12 protein-coding genes are annotated in these 20,353 nt (G+C 34.4%); 9 read left to right on the forward strand and 3 right to left on the reverse strand.

Translation table 11 applies throughout. The features are described from left to right. The 4 genes from N4A45_00005 to N4A45_00020 form a co-directional block, all read left to right on the forward strand. Positions 1-1,380, forward strand: a 1,380-nt coding sequence (locus N4A45_00005; protein ID MCT4663596.1) for a T9SS type A sorting domain-containing protein, incomplete at its 5' end; no start/stop codon positions are given. Between the two features lie 287 nt (positions 1,381-1,667). Beyond that, positions 1,668-2,465: a nucleoside triphosphate pyrophosphohydrolase gene (gene mazG / locus N4A45_00010; protein ID MCT4663597.1), complete on the forward strand. Its 798-nt coding sequence runs from the start codon at positions 1,668-1,670 to the stop codon at positions 2,463-2,465. Between the two features lie 1,047 nt (positions 2,466-3,512). Beyond that, a complete protein-coding gene (locus tag N4A45_00015; protein MCT4663598.1) occupies positions 3,513-5,447 on the forward strand; it encodes a tetratricopeptide repeat protein in 1,935 nt (644 codons plus the stop codon). Next, complete coding sequence (locus N4A45_00020) at positions 5,444-6,202, forward strand: LytTR family transcriptional regulator DNA-binding domain-containing protein (protein ID MCT4663599.1); 759 nt, start codon at positions 5,444-5,446, stop codon at positions 6,200-6,202. Before N4A45_00015 ends, N4A45_00020 begins: the two co-directional genes overlap by 4 nt. Before the next feature lie 613 nt (positions 6,203-6,815). On the opposite strand, the gene N4A45_00025 is transcribed toward N4A45_00020, so the two are convergent. Beyond that, entirely contained in the window at positions 6,816-8,741 is a 1,926-nt protein-coding gene (locus N4A45_00025) for a hypothetical protein (GenBank protein ID MCT4663600.1), read from the reverse strand. 314 nt (positions 8,742-9,055) lie between these two features. Further along, positions 9,056-14,455 (reverse strand): M12 family metallo-peptidase, encoded by a 5,400-nt coding sequence (locus tag N4A45_00030; GenBank protein ID MCT4663601.1) that lies wholly within the window; start codon positions 14,453-14,455, stop codon positions 9,056-9,058. Between the two features lie 122 nt (positions 14,456-14,577). On the opposite strand from N4A45_00030, the gene N4A45_00035 reads away from it, so the two are divergent. From N4A45_00035 to N4A45_00055, 5 genes are all read left to right on the forward strand, one after another. After that, the gene (locus N4A45_00035; GenBank protein MCT4663602.1) at positions 14,578-15,228 is read left to right on the forward strand and encodes a YceI family protein; all 651 of its coding nucleotides are present in this window, start codon (positions 14,578-14,580) and stop codon (positions 15,226-15,228) included. 6 nt (positions 15,229-15,234) lie between these two features. Then, positions 15,235-15,423, forward strand: a complete 189-nt coding sequence (locus N4A45_00040; GenBank protein MCT4663603.1) for a hypothetical protein — start codon at positions 15,235-15,237, stop codon at positions 15,421-15,423. Between the two features lie 169 nt (positions 15,424-15,592). Further along, a complete protein-coding gene (gene aroQ, locus N4A45_00045) occupies positions 15,593-16,009 on the forward strand; it encodes a type II 3-dehydroquinate dehydratase (GenBank protein ID MCT4663604.1) in 417 nt (138 codons plus the stop codon). Between the two features lie 65 nt (positions 16,010-16,074). Continuing rightward, positions 16,075-17,304 carry an insulinase family protein gene (locus tag N4A45_00050; protein MCT4663605.1) on the forward strand — a complete coding sequence of 410 codons (1,230 nt, stop codon included), beginning with the start codon at positions 16,075-16,077 and terminating at the stop codon, positions 17,302-17,304. Further along, positions 17,301-17,933 carry an O-methyltransferase gene (locus tag N4A45_00055; GenBank protein MCT4663606.1) on the forward strand — a complete coding sequence of 211 codons (633 nt, stop codon included), beginning with the start codon at positions 17,301-17,303 and terminating at the stop codon, positions 17,931-17,933. Before N4A45_00050 ends, N4A45_00055 begins: the two co-directional genes overlap by 4 nt. 58 nt (positions 17,934-17,991) lie before the next feature. Here the strand turns inward: N4A45_00055 and pbpC are convergent, their stop codons facing one another. Continuing rightward, entirely contained in the window at positions 17,992-20,343 is a 2,352-nt protein-coding gene (gene pbpC / locus N4A45_00060) for a penicillin-binding protein 1C (protein ID MCT4663607.1), read from the reverse strand. Positions 20,344-20,353: the final 10 nt, after the last annotated feature.

The raw sequence follows: 20,353 nt of genomic DNA on the forward strand, positions 1-20,353 counted from the left end.
AACACTACCAATATTACAACTTGTGATGCTTCTTATGCATTTGGAGGAATGACTTTAACAACTTCTGGAATGTATGCTGATACAAATTCAAATGTAAACGGATGTGATTCAATCGAAGTATTGAACATCGTGTTTAACACAGGATCAACCAACACTACAAATATTACAACTTGTGATGCTTCTTATGCATTTGGAGGAATGACTTTAACTACTTCTGGAATGTATGCTGATACAAATTCAAATGTAAACGGATGTGATTCTATTGAAGTATTGAACATTGTGTTTAACACAGGATCAACTAACACTACCAATATTACAACTTGTGATGCTTCTTATGCATTTGGAGGAATGACTTTAACTACTTCTGGAATGTATGCTGATACAAACTCAAATGTAAACGGATGTGATTCAATAGAAGTATTGAATATTGTATTTAACACTCCAACATCTGCAAGTTCTACCGTTGAAACATGTGATCCAGTATTTAATTTTGCAGGACAAGTCTTTACAAGTTCTACAATATTTGTAGATACGCTAAACGCTTCCAATGGTTGTGATTCTGTTCATACTTATAATATTGTTCTTCATCCAAAAGTATATGGTGATACTTTAGATATTGCAACTTGTGATTTCCCTTATACTCATAATGGACTTCAATATTCTACTGCAGGATTAAATCAAATTACGACCACTTCAACTGTCACGGGTTGTGATTCAATTTACTATTTGGATATCGTATTCAATGAAACACATGATACAGTGGTTACTGTAAGTGATATTTGTGAGTCTTATTATGTATTTAACCAAGACACTTTAACGGCTTCGGGAGTACATGTTTTCAACTTTGCATCTGTTGCTGGATGTGATTCTGTTGTAAATCTTCATTTATCATTTGCACCAGACTTAACACCGCAGATATTGGTAAACCAGTTCGTACTAAGTGTACCAAATACCTATAATTCTTATCAATGGTATTCGTGTACAACGAATCAGCCTATTTCAGGTGCTGTTGGGAATAGTTTTGCCCCAACTGTAGATGGTGATTACTATCTAATAGTAGAAAGTGCTTATGGTTGTACGCATCAATCAGAATGTGTGGAATTCAGAGGAATCTCTGTTGAAGAGTATTTGTTTGCAAATATCACAATGTATCCAAATCCAACAACAGGAAAAATTTATATGACATTCTCACAAGAGTTTGATTATCAAATTTTGAACAAGGTAAGAGTAATGAATTCTTTGGGTCAGGCAATTTTTGAGAGCTCAGAAATTACTTCAAATAAAGAAATTAATCTCTCAGATTTCCAAAACGGGATTTACTTTGTAGAATTCTCATCAGTGTATGGGAATAAAATTCAAAAGAAAATCATTAAACAGTAATTGTAGAATGATCTTTAGTAAACTTTAATTTTATAAAAAAAGCTACTCATCACGAGTAGCTTTTTTTTTATGGAATTCTTTTCGATAATTTTGAAAATAGGACCATTTATGGTATTATACCGTTTGCGGCGTTAATTTACTCACTGTTTAAGCTCTTCCGAAAAATCGGGACAAGCTATTCGAAGAGGAAAGAGAGATGTTAAGCAACACAAACACCCCAAAAAAGAGACTAAAACCTATGGGGATATTAACGGGTCTAATAGGAATTTTGTTAAGAAAAGTATACAATGAAAACAGATAGAAAACAAGCCCAAAAAGCTTTTGTTAGACTTCTTGATATCATGGACGATTTAAGGACTCAATGTCCATGGGATATCAAACAAACAAATGAAACACTGAGTTATCTCACCATAGAGGAAACTTATGAATTAGTAGATGCCATTCGGGAGAATGATGCAGAGGAAATAAAAAAAGAACTCGGAGATATATTTCTACACTTAGTTTTCTATTCTAAAATAGGAGAAGAAAACGAACAGTTCACGATAACAGAAGTGCTGAATGCAATATCTGATAAACTAATCTTTAGACATCCTCATATTTATGGAGATACTCAGGTGAAAGATGCAAAAGAAGTACTTGAAAATTGGGAGAAAATTAAACTTGCCGAAAAATCTCAGAAAAAAGATCAATCGGTATTAGCAGGAGTTCCAAAATCGCTTCCAAGTATGGTGAAAGCCCTTAGAATTCAAGAAAAAGTTAGGGGAGTGGGTTTTGATTGGTCTGAGATAGACGATGTAAAAGCTAAAATAACAGAAGAACTAAATGAGCTTGAAGTTGAGGTGAGTGTTGAGCATCAAAAAAATATGGAGTCAGAAATGGGAGATGTCCTCTTTGCAGTGATTAACTATGCACGACATTTAGGGATAAACCCAGAAAATGCTTTAGCAAAGACCAATGAGAAGTTTATCAAACGTTTTAGATTCATGGAACAAACAATTAAAGAAGATAAACAAGACATCACTCAAATGAATCTTGAAGAAATGGATATTTATTGGGATCAAGCCAAGCGAAGCCTAAAGTCTTAGTTTTTTTCTATTAGAATACCTTAAAACACACAAAGCCTTACCAAGTACTTGGTAAGGCTTTGTGTGTTTTGAAAATAACGATCCGCCATATCTGTTATACTATTTATGTTGTTGATATACTCACTGGAATAATGCCCCTTTGAATAGCTTGTCCCGATTTTTCGGGAAGGGAAGACGATGTCCTAAAAGAAATACTCCAAAAAAGAAACTACAACCTATGGGTAAATTAACGCCATAAACGGTTTAAAACACATTTTTAGAATTTGTAGATACAAGAATTTTGCAAGATATGATATAAAAAGATAAATATAAAAAATAGTTAATACCATAAGTTTGCCCGTTAATACCCTTTTTTGCTTTGTTCAGGATATTTTTTTTTTTACAATAGATTTTTATTCGAATATTGTAAAAAGAAGAATGATGAATCTTATGAAACAAGCGCTATCCCACTTATTATCTTTTCTCATCCCTTTTACGCTTTTAAGACAAATTGGAATAGGGACTACTAGACCGCATCCATCCTCAATGGTAGAGGTAAGTTCAACAAATAGAGGTTTTTTACAACCCAGACTTACCATTGCCGAAAGGATGACTATTAGTACCCTATTACCTGTCTTCTGATTGACAGTTTGTCTCTATGCTGTATCAAATAGATCGTAGATATTGTAGTAAAATAGAGCTATAGGTTAGAATGTGTTCAAGAGTAAACTCAATTATGAATATAACTATATGTTAATATACAAAAGTGCACTATGTGATTATAATATATATATATTTGTTTTTCATGAATATGTATCATGAGAGAATAATTAATAGGTGAGAGAATTTATTTAGGAACAACTATGGCTCTTTTTATTCCATTTATAGTGTTATAAATATATGGAGGCATAAGAAAGGATTCATTAGCTAGACTATAAACAAGAGTAAAAAACTCGTTTTAAAAAACAATTAACTATCGCATATCATATATTTATCGCATTTTTTTTCTGTGGTTTATTCAAACTTAGTGCAGAGCCCGCTGATACGGTATATTCGGAGGTGGATTCTTTGTGGCAAGTTTATCAGAAAGAAAAGAAGGATTTTGATAAAACCTGCAATCTTATTCTCCGTATCCATCATAAAAATGAGGAGGCGTTTGATAATTTTCGGAATATACCCATAACTCCTTTTAAAGAGTCGTATTTTTCTGCTTTAGAAAGCTTATTGAAAGAACCTACAGTACTGAGTGAAAAAGGTATTTTAGATAGTGTACAATTTGCCAAGGCTCACTATATTTATCTACAAGAAGATTATCACAAAACTATAGAGTATAGTCGATTTTTATTAAAAGAACCTCATTTTACGGGAACTCTTCTGCGTGCTAAACTATATCTTATGCTTAGTGATGCGCTATATAGATTAGAGCGTTATGATGAAGCGCTTCGGTTGCTTTGGGAGCGAAAAGCCACTTTTGAAAAATTAAACTCGGAAGAATGGAATCGAAGAAATATGGTCAATCAGGCTTCAGCCCTCATGTATCATAAAATGAAAAATTATCCAATGGCAAGGTCGTTATATCTTAAAGGAATACAGGAGCTTAAAGGTGTATCTGATTTTTTTTCCGTAGCATCTCTATATAACAATATTGGTTTAACTTATGAGAGAGAGCATAAAAAAGACAGTGCTATTCTATACTATGATTTAGCCATAGAACAAATAAAAGAAACGATAAAGAATGTTCCACTCTACGAAGGTCCTCGGGGATATCGGGAGCATTTTCTAAATGTGGTAGAATCCAATCGTGCTGTACTGGATATCGGGAATGGAGAAATGCAAGAAATTATAAAAGCATTAAAAAAAGAAATCGCATCTTCTCAAAGAGTCAGGGAGTATCATATTTATATAAGTGCTTATAACCAGCTGGGGAGAATAAGTTTTTTACAAGGAGATTACAAAAAAAGTTTAGAATACCTAGATAAAGCTTTGCAAAAAATAAAAGAAAAGCGGTCTGCTAGAGCGCATATTACGAACTTGAAGTGGCGATCGAGGGTTTTATTAAAACTAGATAAAATAGACCAAGCAAATTTACTTTATCAGCAAATTGCGAAGATTGAAGATTCTTTAGAAATTGCAGGATCCATACGCCGTACAGAAATAGCAACAGTCCGTTTTGAAACCCACAAGAAAGAAAGAGCCCTAGAGCAGCATAAACTCGCTTTGGTAGAGAAAGAAATTCAAATTGCTAAGAAAAATCAATACCAATATATCCTTGTTGCATCCTCAATAATATTGTTCCTGTTGTTACTTTCCGCTTATTTGTTTTTGCGAAAAGAAAAATTACAAAAAGAGATAGTAGAAAAAACTTTAGATGAAAAGAATCTAATGTTAAAAGAAATCCATCATCGGGTAAAAAATAATCTTCAAATTATCTCTAGTATTCTAAAAGTACAAGGCGTAAAATCCAATGAGCCAAATTTTAAACAGATGATGCAAGATGGTCAAGATAGGATCAAAGCAATGGCATTGATTCACGAAAAACTGTATCAAACCGACGATTTTAAAAATATTGATTTTAGAAAATATACTCAAGAACTCATTAAAAGCATCAAAGTATCCAATGGGCATTTTGGCGTAGAGAAAGTAGAAATAATTATGGAGATACCAGCCATCCAATTCCATATAGATACAGCTATTCCAATCGGTTTAATCTTGAATGAACTGATTAGTAATTGCTATAAGTATGCTTTTCCTAATAACAGAAAAGGAAGTATTTATATTGGGATTAATAATTCTTTAGATGGTTTTAATGAAATAGTGGTAAAAGACAATGGCGTAGGATTTTCAAAAAAACCATCTGAAAAAGAAAAAAACACCTCATTTGGTCTAAAGATGGTGGAAGGTTTAGTATGGCAATTAAATGGGAAAGTCGATATTTCATCCAATGAAAACGGAACTTCTGTAAAAATCTATTTTAAAAATAAGTATTCAAAAAAGGCAGTATGAAAAAAGGAATTAGTGTTCTGATTGTGGAAGATGAGTTTATTACACTTCACAGTATACAAGAATCTCTTCTGGAGATGAATTATCAGATAGCAGGAGTGGCAAAAAATGCTGAAGAAGCAATAACAATATTAGATACAGAAGAAGTGGATTTTGCTTTTCTAGATATCCATATCCAAGGTGAGCATGATGGGATTTGGTTAGGAACTTTAATCAATGAAAGATATAAAATTCCTTTTGCTTTTCTCACAGCTTTTGGAGATAGCAAAACGGTGAACTCTGCCTTAAAAACAGAACCTTATGGGTATTTGCTTAAACCATTTAACACGATAGATATTTACACCTCTATAGAAGTGGCTTTAAGAAAATTTCATAAGATACAGCAGAAAGAAGACATTAATCCTACAGAAAAAATAAACGAAAGTACCAACAAACCTTTTCTGATTAATGACCATCTATTTATAAAAGAACAACATCTATACTCAAAAATAAATGTCAGTGATATTCTGTATATAAAATCGGAGTTGAAGCATATTTCCTTGACTACAGCAAAAAAGTCCTATAACCTAAGATATTCCCTAAAAGAATTTGCACAAATATTGCCTAATCAAAGTTTCTTTCAAACCCACCGATCTTATTTGGTGAATATCACAATGGTGGATCATATTGGTTCAAATATTCTTATTGTCAACAAAACAGAAATTCCTATAAGTGCTCAAAGAAGGAATGAGATTTATAAATTGTTCAATTTTGTTTGATTTTTGGGTATTTTTAAGGTGTTGGGTTGTTTATTCATCTATTATATGATAGTCTTGGTATTGCGGTTATTGATGTGTGATTGTTGATTTTGTGTTCATCGTTTCTCTATCTCAAAAGTTTTATGAAGCTGATAAACCCATAAAACACTCAATAAATTTTATTGAGTGTTTTTATTTGCAAATAACTGTTTATGATTTTCATATATAGTCTTTTTTATAGTTACGTATTGTGATTATGAATTATCAATTGTTACTTATGAATTGTATTTTTTCATTTTTGATAGTGCAATAAGCTTTACTTTTTTGATTTCTGTGAATCATCAATGCTTATAAATGATAAAAAAATAGCAAGCTCAAAACGTTGTTGTTTTGAGCTTGCTCATGATATTTTATTTTTTAAAATAATGGTAAACTAAAATATATAATTATGAGAAATTGGTGCTGTTTTTTAAAGGGTCGTTTTTGTTTTATTATGCTTATCAGTTTATTATAGCTGTCTTTTTGCAGTTTGTGGCTATTTTGTCAGTTCTGGTATCCTATAAAGTATAGACAGGTCTTGGCTTTAGCCTTACATTGGTTTTCAAATAACTATAGTGTTATTTATAACTTTAGACTAATCTTTTATGCAACGTACTGCACAGCCTAGCCCCCTTGCTATACCGCTATTTAGGACAATTCCACTATTATTACTGATATAAGCCACTGAAGCTCCCCATCCCGACATAATGGTACTGTTCCAACTATTTAAACTATTTCCAGAGTAACTTACATTACCGAGGGCTAACCGCAACCCCGAACAAGAGAACGCAAGTGTGCTCTCAACACCTCTTTCTCTTCCATCGCTATGGGTAAGTGGATACGCTGATGAACTAATACCTTCAAGATTAAACAAGTCTAGATATTCAGTCCTTGTAGGCACTCGGAAGCCTGGAGGGCAAGGATTGTTATCACCCGATTCATCCTGCCATAAGCCATCTTCTGTTGGGTTAGGGGAAGAACCAAAGTCTAGCCAATTACCATTTTGGGAGCTTGGCATGATATCGCTTCTATAAAATGTTGAATTGTTAGGAGTTGTTGTTTGAGAATGGTCATTAGAAATTGTGGTTGTAACAGGAGTACCTGTTGTTGAGTTTGTCCAGTTGATCAATTCATGCCCATCGGAATAACGTCCCCATTGAAACATACTACCATAAGCATGATAATCAGAATAGGTGCTTGCTTGTTGAGCTGGAGCAAAGATCCCTGGTATATTCATATTGGCATAGTTGGCTCCTAAATTGTTATTTAACCAAATGTTACCATCGGCTGCTGTAACAGGTAAGTAGATAAAATCATGATATCGGCCTGTTGAACCACCAGTAAGAGTAGTTGTTTCTCCAAATTTACGGTCTGGAATCCCTGGGGTAATTCGTAAGGTAACATTTCCTGTATTACCTAGAGTACTATCTAAGGGTATATTAAATGTAGCAATCGTTAAACCATTATTATCCGTACCTAATCCTTTATTAAGATCAAGCTTTATAGGATACATATTGCTGGTTTCAGCTTTTATGGTAGCCTCAATAAAACCTTTTCCAACAGGGATATTATTTCGTGCTTCCCAACTTAGTGTAACCTGATGTGCTATTCCTCCACCGTCAGTAGATGCTTCTGTTTGAGAAGGTCTAATATGAGCGGAGGCTACTGTTACGGTTTGGCTAAACGCAAGGAGATTTACAGGGCTATTGGTTACGGTATAGGGTATTTTTAGGGTTTTACCCGTAGTGGTTAACTCTCCACCAATATCTATCAATGTCTCGGTACTTCCTCCTGCTGCCTCACTCCCTGTAGCTGAAGCTGAGGTAGGAGTGTTATAAGGAAAATAATCATCATCATATATCGAAAGGATTGCCAAATTTACTCCATCGCTTAGCTCAATATTGGCAGGTAAAGTTGGTGGAGGTGATACAGTGGTTCTGTTAAAACTACAAGAAGGAGAGGTGTTTATGGTGAAACTGTGCGTCCCTAGAGCTGTAGGAGTACCGCTTGCTATCAGTTCTATGGTTTGGCTACCTAGGGCAGAAAAGACACCCGATTTTGCAAAAGTAACACCATTGGCTTCTGCCTCTATAGAATAAGTTCCTTCTTTTGTTACCTCTACTGTTATTGTCTGTGTGACGCTATTTGCGGTAATAGAAGCACCAGACCCTAAAATCCCTGTGCTTGCAGTGTTACAATCTGTAATATTAGAGATCATAGCAGTACCGTTTGTGCTTGTATCAGCAGAGATAGTAAGTTTCCAATGAGATCCTATATTGCCTGTTATACCTGTGTAAATTTCTATAGACTTACTGTCTGTATTATAAATAAGTAATCCTTGTGCAGGATCTACTAGAGCATCTCTTTGTGCTTGAGTAAGTCTCGGTAGCAAAAATCCTTTAGATGTACTCGATATTTCTAAAATTGCCGAGCTATGGGGCGTTGTGGTCCCTATTCCGACCTGAGCTTGTAGAATATAGGCTAGCAATAAGGGAATGAGTTGGAGAGTTAAGCGTTTCATGCGAAGTTTTTATATTTCACAACAAAAAAACTAAGAAATAAATAGAAATTGACTAAAATTTCGTGAACGAGGCAAAATAGGGTATGAATGAGTCAACTTGGGGTATTAATGATTTTTATATATGGTCTTTTTTGTGGCTTGTGCATTTTTCTTTTTCTGTATGGAGAAATCTCTATTTTCATTCTACTAAGTATTTCGATTTATTTCTACTATGTCAAAAAGTGATGAACTTTAGGAAAAGATAGATTAGAAAAAAAACAAAGCCTTACCAAGTAATTGGTAAGGCTTTGTTGATGTTTAGAATTTAATTAGGTTTAATTTCTAATCTTTTTAACGATTGTTTTTTGATCCATTTTGATGTGAATAAAGAACACACCTTCCGATAAGAGTTCGTCACTTAAATCAATTTCAGATTGAGCTTTTAGGATAAGCTGTTTGTAAGCCAGTTGTTGCCCAAGGCTATTGAAAATCTCTATTTCAACAGTTTTCGATTGATTTTCATCAATTGGTTTAAAAATAATTGTATTATTGGTTTGATCCAGAAGTACTTCTTCAAAATGATCTGTTTCAGTTACCACTTTCTTTTTACTCAATACCACACTTTCTACATCGTCAATATTAAAGGCTTTTTGGTTCGCACCATTAATAAGTAGCGTTTCAGAAAGATTCTTTTTAAGGCTAAAGTGCTTTAAGTAAAGACTCACATTTGGTTGATCTTCATATTGGAAAACAGAAATCGCCATATTTTTATTTTCATAAACGGCAGCACCAACCAATTCGTCATTTTGGTTGAAAACAGCTATTTCATCACCCGTAGAAATATCAAATTTGAAATGATCAAGAAGAATTCCTAAATGCATATTCTCCGAAGATTTTTTCTTAATGAGATACTTTTTCGGTTGAAGTGGTTGTGCCATTTTTAGCATCGGAAGCGTAACATTGTTTGCTGCATATATCAACGTATCTATAGAAGACATATTGATCTGGTAACCTTCTCCAGGATTCATATTTCCAATATTGTTAATAGAGAACTGAGGCCAATAAACATCACCTTGAGAATTCTTGACAATAAAGATATTGTTATTAATACTTGATAATGCATTGCTAATATTAGCTCCATTTTTTCGCAAATATCCTAGATAAGACCATCCTTGTGGAAGCTCTAAAATATGTTCGGTAGGATCTATTTGTGCTCCAGAAAGTGACCAAATAATATTCTGATTTGCTCTAATTTTGTAAGCTTTACCTATCGTTAGCGTATCAATATTATCAATATTATACACTGGCCAGAACACCTGTCCGTTTTCGTCTTTCACTAATTCAATATTAGAAAGAATACTTTGTAGAGTATTGTTTAAGCTATCGTTTTCAGGATCGATATTGGTAGAAACAAGATTCCACCCGTTGTTTAGAGAAATTTGTTGTAAACCATCTGAACTTATTTTAGCTACCGCAGAAATTCCATTATCAATATATTGATCAGAATTCGGCATATTGGTATTGTAATTTACGGTTACGTCATAAGTAGTTTGATTAGACGCTTTATAAATTTTCCAAATAAACGTTTCATTGTTTTGGAAACCATTATCTGTTGGTGCATCATTTCCATAAGCTGCAATAGTAGCTGAGCTATTATTCCAAGTAATTTTTCCTCCACATTTTAACGCATTTCCATTCATATAAAACACGCCAATAACATCACCAGCAGACAATGCTTGCCCTGCAAGGTTTATATCTGCGGTGTCAGGAACTAAAATAGTATGATTTTCTGAGGTAATAATTACGTCCCAAAGCGTGCTAGTAGAAGGATCATAACTACAAGTTCCATTGTCTGTATTTGCGTTTGCATCATAATTTAGTGCATTTGTATCTGTACATCCAAAGACTTTAGGAATACAAGAATTAGCCGTATCTGAATTCGCACTTGGGTTATAATTAAAGGCATTAGAATCAAGACATCCATAAATGAATGGAATACACGATCCGTCATCTGTATTTGCGTTTGCATTATAATTAAACGCTGTAGAATCAATACATCCAGGAACAGAAGCGATACAAGAACCGTTGTCTGTAGTTGCATCAGCATTATAGTTGATTGCTGTAGAATCTGTACATCCTGGGATAATACAGCTTCCGTTGTTTACTGTTACATTAGGATTATAGTTTGTTGCATCGGGGTTATTACATCCAAAAATGTGAGGCGTACAAGAATTGTCATCAATCACTGCTGTTACAGAAAAATTGAGAGATTGTGGATTTGTACATCCTCTAATATCTACCTGAATAACCGTGTCTATATGGTATAGCCAAGAATTATTACTGGTGGTATAAATTTGCGCATTGATTACATAACTTCCATCAGAAGTATAGTAGTGTTGTATCGCATTATCTGCTGTATCTATTGGACTACCATCTCCTAAGTTCCAGATCACATAATCTACTTCTAAGCCTGGGGCAGTTGTGATATAGAAATTAAATACAGAATCTTGAACCATACTCATATTAAAGTACACACTATCCATCGCACAAGTTCCGTTGTCAACGGTAGCAAATGGGTCGTAATTTGTATAACTAGAATCTGTACATCCACTAGAATAATAACAGAATGATGCTTGGTGCACAAGTACTGTGGAATCGTAATTTGTAGCTTGTGGATCTTTACACCCAAATGTAGGAATGATACAAGTTCCGTTATCTACATTTGCCGTTGGATTATAGTTAAATGCCGTGGTGTCCATGCATCCGAATACTTTTGGAATACAAGATCCATTGTCTAAGGTCGCATCAGGATTGTAATTTAGAGCGGTAGAATCTGTACAACCCAAAATAATACAACTTCCATTGTCAACTGTAGCATCAGGATTGTAATTTGTTGCTGCAGGATTTGTACATCCTTCTATCACACAAGATCCATCATCGATATTTGCACTGGCATTGTAGTTTGTTGCATTGGGATTTGTACATCCAAAAACTTTAGGAATACAAGACCCATCATCTGTATTGGCACTAGGGTTATAGTTGAGGGCAGCAGTATCTGTACAACCTGGTATTACGTTGAGTACATCGGTTTCAAATTTAAAAGTATCTACCCATTCTGTATGACCACAAGAATTGTATGAAGCGACTCTCCAGAAGTAAATTGTAGATTGATCATAAGGTGGATTTACAGCCCAAGAGTTGGTATTGGTGCTGTCTTCTCTAACAATATTAGTAAAAAGACTGTCTGTAGCAACCTGGATATGGTATCCCCAATTATTGGTTCCAGCAGACCAAGTGTGGTTCACTCCAAGAGTTACGTTCGTTGCTTGGTGAGCAGGGAACATAAGTGAATCCAAAGCATTTGGTAAAGTGTCTGAAATATTGAAATTTATTTGAGCTGAATCATTGAGCCCATTAGAAACTCCATGAACCATAAAGTTATATTGTCCTGGCGTGATTCCATTAGGGATAATATCTACAGAAATTGTATCATCAGGTACTACTAAGTTTGTATCAAAATTGATGATTACTCCGGTAGGAACTCCAGTTGTACTTAGGGTTACTGTATCTTCAAAGTTAAGAACTTTAGTTACTCCTAATTCAAATTTCCCAGTATCTGTTCCACAAATATCAATACCATTGGCAATTTCATTTAGTAAGAAATCATCTGCGGTAGGTGGTGTAATGGTAAAATTAGCATTTGAAATATCGAAAAAGATATTTTGAGAAGCTTTTACTTTAATTCTACAAGAAGTGATTTGTGTAAAACCAGTAGGGATAATATTTGTTGGGAAATATACATCAGCTGTACCGTCATTTACTTCGTTTGTTGCAAGAGTAATAGGGTATGTTAATCCTCCATCAGTAGATAAGAAAATATCTACATGACTCGCACTTACTGGTGCCATATCAGTATTTGCCACATTCCATGTAACAGTACTTGTTGAATTCTCGGCAATAGATTCTCCACCATTAGGAACATTTACTACAAAAGGTCCTGCTGCTGCATGAGCTAAAAATACGACTTCATGGAAAGAGGATCCACCAGATTGATTGTTATCTCGAACAGTCACTCGGAATTTCAATTGTCTGTCATAAGTAGGCAACAATTCTCCAATTGCAGTGGTATTATTTATTAAGTCTGTTATTCTAGGGAAAACTCGGGTAGGATTATTTGTCACTGGCCAAGATCTAAAAATTGGTTCAGTTCCAGAGGGGGTATTTAATGTCGTAGTTACTGGACCAAGATCATATTCTTCCCAACAGTAGGTTAAACTATCTCCATCTACATCTGTAGAAGTTGCTGTGAGTTCAAAGGGTGTTGAAATCGGAATTCTAAATCCACCTTGTGGAACAGAAATCGTTGGAGCAGTATTAGAATTGGGTATTGCTTGCGTAAAACATCCAGCAGAATTTACAATCAAATTATTGATTTGATCTAAACTCTTTAAATGAAAATGTGAATCTGAATTAGATTGAAGGTTTGGCGGACAAATTCCCGCATAAGCCATAATGGTAGATCCAGATCCTGGTTCATAAGCAGAACTGGCAGTTCTGTTTCCGTTACAACTGTTATTGTAGGTATGCGAGGCTCCAAATTGGTGACCCATTTCATGAGCTACATAATCAATATCAAAAGGATCACCTGTGGGTGCACCACTTCCTGTAACCCCTCTAGCTTTTTGGCTATTTAAACACACAACACCAAGACCTGCAAGACCTCCAGAGTTTGTCCCAAAAAGGTGTCCGATATCATAATTTGCAGCGCCAATAATCGCATTAATTTGTGTTTGAGACTCATTAATCATGACCCCTGTATTTCCATTGGTATAAGGATCAGAAGCACCATTAACCTCAATCAAAGTATCGGTATTATTAATCATTACCAATCTTACAGCTACATCTCGTTCATAGATTTCATTTACTCTATTCATTGTTGTAGTCATTGCGGCTAGTGCTTGAGCAACGGTTCCTCCATGAAAAGCAGTATATTCTCCTGTGGTTGCAAGAGCTAAACGGTAAGAACGTAAAAAACTACCATTTGTGAGTACCGTATGAGGAATCATAGAAGGTGCTGGTTGTGCAGCTACTAATCCATTCGGAGAAATTCCAGGCAATGGATTGTTAATATTATTCGGTACTTGAGGAACACTTGGCGTATTCTGGTTTGAATTTCCGTTGGCTTGATCTCCTTCTTGATGACAATGGAAATTGTGTGGATTTTGAAGGTGTTGTTTTAAATAAACCATTACAAAATCGGTATTATGTTGCGAATACGGATCTAAATACATGTCTCCATCTGCTCCTGCAATCATAAAGTGAAGACCATAAGGTGAAATATCCAGTCGTCCGCTAATTGCACTGTTTTCAACTTGGGCAATTTTATAGGTTCTGATGTTTGGATATTTTGCCTGAAGACCAGACTCCATAATAGGAGATTCCACAACACGATAAGAAAGTAAGTTTCCTTGATCATCTGGAAGGCTGATGAAATGATTACTGTTTTCAACAGAAACCGTATTTTCATGAGGAGCTTGATTTAAGCTATTCTTTATCGATAAAAGATTTATTTGATAAGTTGTAAAAACATCAGGGACGATATGCCTTGTGGCATTTGTCTGGATATTCTTCTCATCAACGGGAATGAAGTTCTGGGAAAAACTAAAATAACTGAAGAGTAAAGCGAAAGCAAACAAGTAGTTAGCTTTGCTGAAACTGAAATTGAATAAACACATATCTTTTCGAGTAATGGTTTTCCTAAAATTAATAATTTCTAAAATTACTAAAATTGGTTATTATCCCACACATTCTACGGTGTTATTTATGATCTTCTCTTATATTTGTCAAAAAACAAATCATGAGAAAAGTATTATTCTTAGCGGTTTTAACAACCATGGTACTAAGTTGTGGACAAAATAAAAAATCTGACAACGCTACCAAAAAAATGGATGAAGCTCCTGCCAAAGTGGAGAAAAAAGTAGAAGAGCAAGCAATGCCTTCAAAAGTTCTTTCAAGTGAATTCAGCTGGGTAGGGAGTAAGCTTACTGAGGATCATACAGGTACTCTAAAGGCTATAGAACTTAGCTATGAAATTCAAGAAGGGATGTTTACCAAAGGTGAGTTTGTGCTTGATATGAATTCTATCGCTTGTACAGATATTAAAGATGCAAAAAGCAATGCAGATTTAGTAGGACACTTGAAAAACGAAGATTTCTTTCATGCCGAAAAATTTCCAAAAGCATTTTTCACATTTGAATCTGTTGAGAAAAAAGAGAATCATTATGTAGCAAAAGGAAAATTGACGATTAAAGGAATAACAATTGATGAAGAAATTGTTTTCACGAAAGAGGGAGACGAAAAAGCTCCAGAAGCAATTGTAGGACAATTGGATTTCGACAGAACTAAATTCGGAATTACTTACAAGTCAAAGAATTTCTTTAAATCTTTGGGTGACAAATTCATCAAAGATATTATTGTAATTCAAGGAAAATTTAGAATTTCTAAATAACAAAATATGGATGTAGGACCTGGACATTGGGTTTTTGCAGCAATCTTTGCGGTAAGCTTTATCGGATTTTTAATCTGGGCTTACCGCAAAGATTTAAAAAGACACAAAAAATATTATAGCGGAAGCTCTGTTTTTATCCTTTCTATAGTGGTGTTGATGTTTCTGATTTGGGTTTTTAGAGATCAATTACAATAGAAATGGTATTACTGGATTTCTTTTATTTTGCTCTTGTTTCGCTGGCAGGTGCTTTTTTTATTGCCAGACACCAGTCTAAGAATAATGGGCTCACATTCTGGAAAGAATTCATGAAATCTTTTTTTGGACTTTTCGGGCTTATTGTAATTATTACTCAAATGCTATTAAAATGAAAAAAATCCGAATTATAAACGGACCGAATCTTAATCTTCTTGGAACTAGGGAACAAAGTATTTATGGAAACCAAAGTTTTGAGCATTTTTTAAATGATTTACGATCCGAATTTGGAGAAATCCACCTCGAATATTTTCAATCTAACCATGAAGGTGCTATTATAGATTGGATTCAAGAAGGCGCTCTAGCAGATGGTATTATTCTAAATGCAGGAGGTTATACACATACTTCTGTAGCCATTAGAGACGCTATCTCAAGCATTCAAACTCCAGTGATAGAGGTGCATATTTCAAATATTTATCAAAGAGAATCTTTTAGACACAAAAGTTTGCTTTCGGCTGTGTGTAAAGGAATCATAGCTGGTTTTGGTTTAGAATCTTACCGATTGGCTATTCTTAGTCTTAAAAAATAAGTGCATTTCTGCATTTTTTCTTTAAAATACCAAAGCAAAATTCACAAATCAAGTAGTTTTGCCGAATGGAATTTTATACCCATACATTATCAAACGGTATTCGTGTAATCCACAAAGAGGTAACTCAAGAGGTTGCTCATTTTGGATGGATGGTTCAAGTGGGAAGTCGTCATGAAGAGACTTCTGAATTTGGACTGGCTCACTTTGTAGAACATTGTCTTTTTAAAGGTACAAAGAATAGACGGATGCACCATATTCTTTCAAGAATGGAAGATGTGGGAGGAGAACTGAACGCTTACACGACAAAAGAAGAGACTTTTATCTATTCTTCGTTTTTAAGGCAAGATTATAAAAGAGCCATGGAGCTCATTTCTGATATTGTTAACCATTCTGTGTTTCCTGAAAAGGAACTGATGAAGGAAAAAGAAGTGATTTTTGATGAAATAAACTCATACAAAGACAATCCTTCGGAGCAAATTTTTGACGAAATCGATGAAATTGTTTTTAAAAATTCAGATTTAGGAAATAATATTCTCGGTTCCGAAGAGAGTGTGGCTTCTTTTACAAGAGAACATATTCAAAAATTTATCCAAAAAAACTATAGCACTGAAAAAATGATTCTCAGTTCTGTGGGGAATATTAAGGCTGAAAGACTTTTTGCTTGGGCAGAAAAATATTTTGGAAGTATGCAGTTTGCAAAACAAGTGGAAACCAAAAATACTCTTGTATTTCCTTATGAAAAACAATTGATTACAAAGCCTCTTTCCAATTATCAAACACATTGTATCTTAGCCAATAGAGCCTATGGGAGCCAAAATAAAGATGCAAAAGTATTGATCTTGTTAAATAATATCTTTGGAGGACCGGGTCTAAACTCTCGCTTAAATATGAGTATTAGAGAAAAACATGGCTTCACTTATAGTATTGAGTCAAACTATCATTATTATTCAGATGCAGGGATTTTTACAATTTATTTCGGAACGGATAAAAGGCATTTAAATAGGGTTAAAAAACTGATTGCGAAAGAGTGTAATCTTTTGATTGACAAAAAGCTTACTCCTAGGCAGTTGATGAAGGCTAAAAAACAATTACTGGGTCAAATTTTTATTGCTCAAGAAAATAATTGTAACTTAATGCTGTCAATGGCAAAAAGCTTGAGTTTGCATAAAAAAGTAGATACCATTGAAGAAATTATCGAAAGAATAGAAAGTATTCAGACCGAGGAAATACAAAGTGTGGCATCTAAAATTCTTAATCCAAATGCTTTAAGTACCCTAGAATATACCCAACCATGATAGACCAATTGCTCAACCAATATCTAGAACAAAATGTAGAAAAGGAACCGCAAATTCTCAAAGATTTGTGGAGAACTACTCATATAAAATGTCTTTATCCCAATATGCTTTCTGGGCATGTTCAAGGGCGATTTCTGAAATGGATTACTCAGCTAAAAAATGCTAAAGATATCCTAGAAATAGGAACATACACGGGGTATTCAACACTTTGTTTTGCAGAAGGAATGGCAATAGATGGTTCTATAGATACCATAGATATCAATGAGGAAACTATGGAAATTGCTAAAGAATATGCAATAAAAGCAGGAGTGGAGCATCAAATAAATTTTTTTACAGGTGATGCCATGGAAATTATCCCTAATCTGGATAAAAAATATGACCTTGTTTTCATAGATGCCGACAAAGAACGCTACCGAGAATATGTAGATTTAGTATTTCCATTTCTAAATAAAAATGCCCTGATTCTTGTTGACAATGTTTTGTGGTATGGTAAAGTTTATTCAGAAAGTGAAGGAGATCTAAAAACGCAAAAAATTAAAGAATTTAACATTTTGGCTCAAGAAGATGAACGCTTTACATCTTTTTTACTTCCTTTGAGAGATGGCGTGTATATGATGATGAAGAAATAATGCCGCTTATGGTGTTATCTGCCATAGGCATTAATTCCATTTAGAAATATAAACCATTCTATTTCTTTGTTAAAATAACCTCAAAGTCCTTACTGATTCTATTTCCCGATTCATCTGAAATACTGAGTCTATGCATGCCAGCATCAGGTGTGAGAAGAACACTATGTTCTATTTCAGTTTTTTGAATAAATTGATCATCAAGATGCCAAAATAATGGTTTATTTTCCCCTTGGTAAGCTACCTGAAAAATTAATGGAGCGTGTTTTTCGTAATAATCTTTTGTTCTGTAAAAAGTTTTAATATGTGCTTTTGGATATACAAAATCGATTTTTTTACGAGTTTCCTTTTCGCAGATTTGCAAATAAGGCATGGGCGTTTTAATCATCGGATTTTTCTTTTTGTAAAACCACTCCACTAGCGGAGGCAAAGACCAAACGGTATCTTTTTTCATAGCGTGAACATCATAACAGCTGCTGTTTACACGGTATTGCGATAAGCTATCTAAAAAAACTTGGGTATGATAGGGGCAAGGTCTTTGGAATTCTACAGAACAAGCGATTTTTTTCTTTTGTTTTTCACAAAATTCATTGGCAATAAATCCTGTTTTTTTACAGAAGTTTTTGGTCTCAAAATCAGATATGGGAAGTTGAGGCTTTTTTCCACTTTTTAGCTGTTTAAATACTTTAAACATCACAGGGGCAGCAGCATTTATTCCTGTTAGATTCGGTCTTCCTTCTCCATCAGAATTTCCAATCCAAACACCTACAGCATATTTTCCATTATAACCAATAGACCAAGCATCTCTAAAACCAAAACTAGTACCTGTTTTCCAAGAAATTTTTGTGGCACTTTCGTAAAGATTCCAATCTTGCTCATGCCGAGGTCTTTTCACGCCATGCAGAGCTTTCAGGGTATGATAAATGGCTTGTGGTGAAATGGCAGGATCTTGTGATAAAGGTGTTTTTTTCTGTTTTAAGACAGAAATAGGGTAGAAATATGAGGGAGAATTTTGTTCAGGGTTTTTCTGATAGTCATTTAAGATACTTGCTAAATTAGTGTAGGCTTGTGTGAGTTCCCAAAGCGAAACTTCGGCACCACCAAGAACTAATGAAATTCCATAATGTCTGGCAGGCTTCTGTATGGTAGTAAAATGAAAATCATGTAATAAACTACGAAATTTTCTTACTCCATACCTATTTAATTGTCTCACCGCTGGGATATTTAAACTTCTGGAAAGCGCCTCTGATGCAGGGACTAATCCATCATATTTACCATCAAAGTTCTGAGGGGTAAAACTTGATAATTGTGTGGGAATGTCTTTTATGAGCTGCTGAGGTAAGAGTTTTCCTTCATCAAATAGTGCCCCGTATAGAAATGGTTTTAAAACACTCCCAGAACTCCTTGGAGCTTGAATATTATCTACAAAAACATGATTATCTGAGCTCGTTTTTGTGTTTCCAATATAGGCTACAACTTCTTTTTTATGCGTGTTGACAACCAGAATTGCACCATTGAAAATTTGATTTTCCTTGAATTTTCGATGATAAAAATCTAAAATAGATTCGCATTTTTTTTGCAAACCAAAATCAATTGTAGTGTAATTGGTTTTTCCATAAAAGCCTTCTTTTGATAAAAATTCTTTTAGTTGAAGTCCATGTTGGTTTAAATAATGCGGTTTTTGAGGGAGCGGTTCTAGTAAAGCCGTTTCAAAAGTAACTTGATCAATGATTCCTTCATCAAGAAGTTTTTTTAGTAATCGATTTCTTTTTTTGAGAAGTTTTTTCTGATTTTTCCCGGGGAAAATAAGACTTGGAGCATTGGGTAGCACTGCAAGAGTTGCAGACTGAGCCCATGATAAATTATTTGAATTGGTATTAAAATACCTCCAAGAAGCCGCTTCAAGCCCTACCACATTTCCGCCAAAAGGGGCATGTGCACTATATAATCTAAGTATTTCATCCTTAGAATACCCGAGTTCTAATCTAAGAGAGAGAAACAATTCCCCGACTTTTTCTAAAACGGTTCTTTTTGGGTTTTTTCTGCTCAAACGTATCACTTGTTGAGAAATTGTAGAGCCACCTCTCACTACTTTTCCTGCGGTATAGTTCTCTTTTAAAGCTTTAAAAATTGAAATAGGATTAAAACCAAGATGATATTCAAAATAAGCATCTTCAAACTGGATAATACAATGTTTGAATTTTTTGGGAATGGAATCAGAAAGCGGAAAACGCCATTGTTGATCCTTTGCAACATGAGCCGAAAGGAGTTCGCCGTTTTTGGCATAAATAACTGTAGAATAATCTTCTGGAAAAAGTTTTGAGGGCAAAGAGAAATAGAAAAACATCCCTAATACCAATAGTACTAAGGATGTTTTTGGGTGTTTTTTTACTTTTTCTAGAATGCTTCTCACGTGCTATGAC

It is taken from the genome of Flavobacteriales bacterium (genome assembly GCA_025210805.1).
GTDB lineage: Bacteria > Bacteroidota > Bacteroidia > Flavobacteriales > CAJXXR01 > JAOAQX01.

Bases quoted from the DNA above. Each gene is read 5' to 3' on its own strand.
- mazG (MCT4663597.1), top strand. From the start codon at position 1,668: ATGAAAACAGATAGAAAACAAGCCCAAAAAGCTTTTGTTAGACTTCTT.
- N4A45_00020 (MCT4663599.1), top strand. From the start codon at position 5,444: ATGAAAAAAGGAATTAGTGTTCTGATTGTGGAAGATGAGTTTATTACA.
- N4A45_00025 (MCT4663600.1), bottom strand. From the start codon at position 8,741: ATGAAACGCTTAACTCTCCAACTCATTCCCTTATTGCTAGCCTATATT.
- N4A45_00030 (MCT4663601.1), bottom strand. From the start codon at position 14,455: ATGTGTTTATTCAATTTCAGTTTCAGCAAAGCTAACTACTTGTTTGCT.
- N4A45_00035 (MCT4663602.1), top strand. From the start codon at position 14,578: ATGAGAAAAGTATTATTCTTAGCGGTTTTAACAACCATGGTACTAAGT.
- N4A45_00040 (MCT4663603.1), top strand. From the start codon at position 15,235: ATGGATGTAGGACCTGGACATTGGGTTTTTGCAGCAATCTTTGCGGTA.
- aroQ (MCT4663604.1), top strand. From the start codon at position 15,593: ATGAAAAAAATCCGAATTATAAACGGACCGAATCTTAATCTTCTTGGA.
- N4A45_00050 (MCT4663605.1), top strand. From the start codon at position 16,075: ATGGAATTTTATACCCATACATTATCAAACGGTATTCGTGTAATCCAC.
- N4A45_00055 (MCT4663606.1), top strand. From the start codon at position 17,301: ATGATAGACCAATTGCTCAACCAATATCTAGAACAAAATGTAGAAAAG.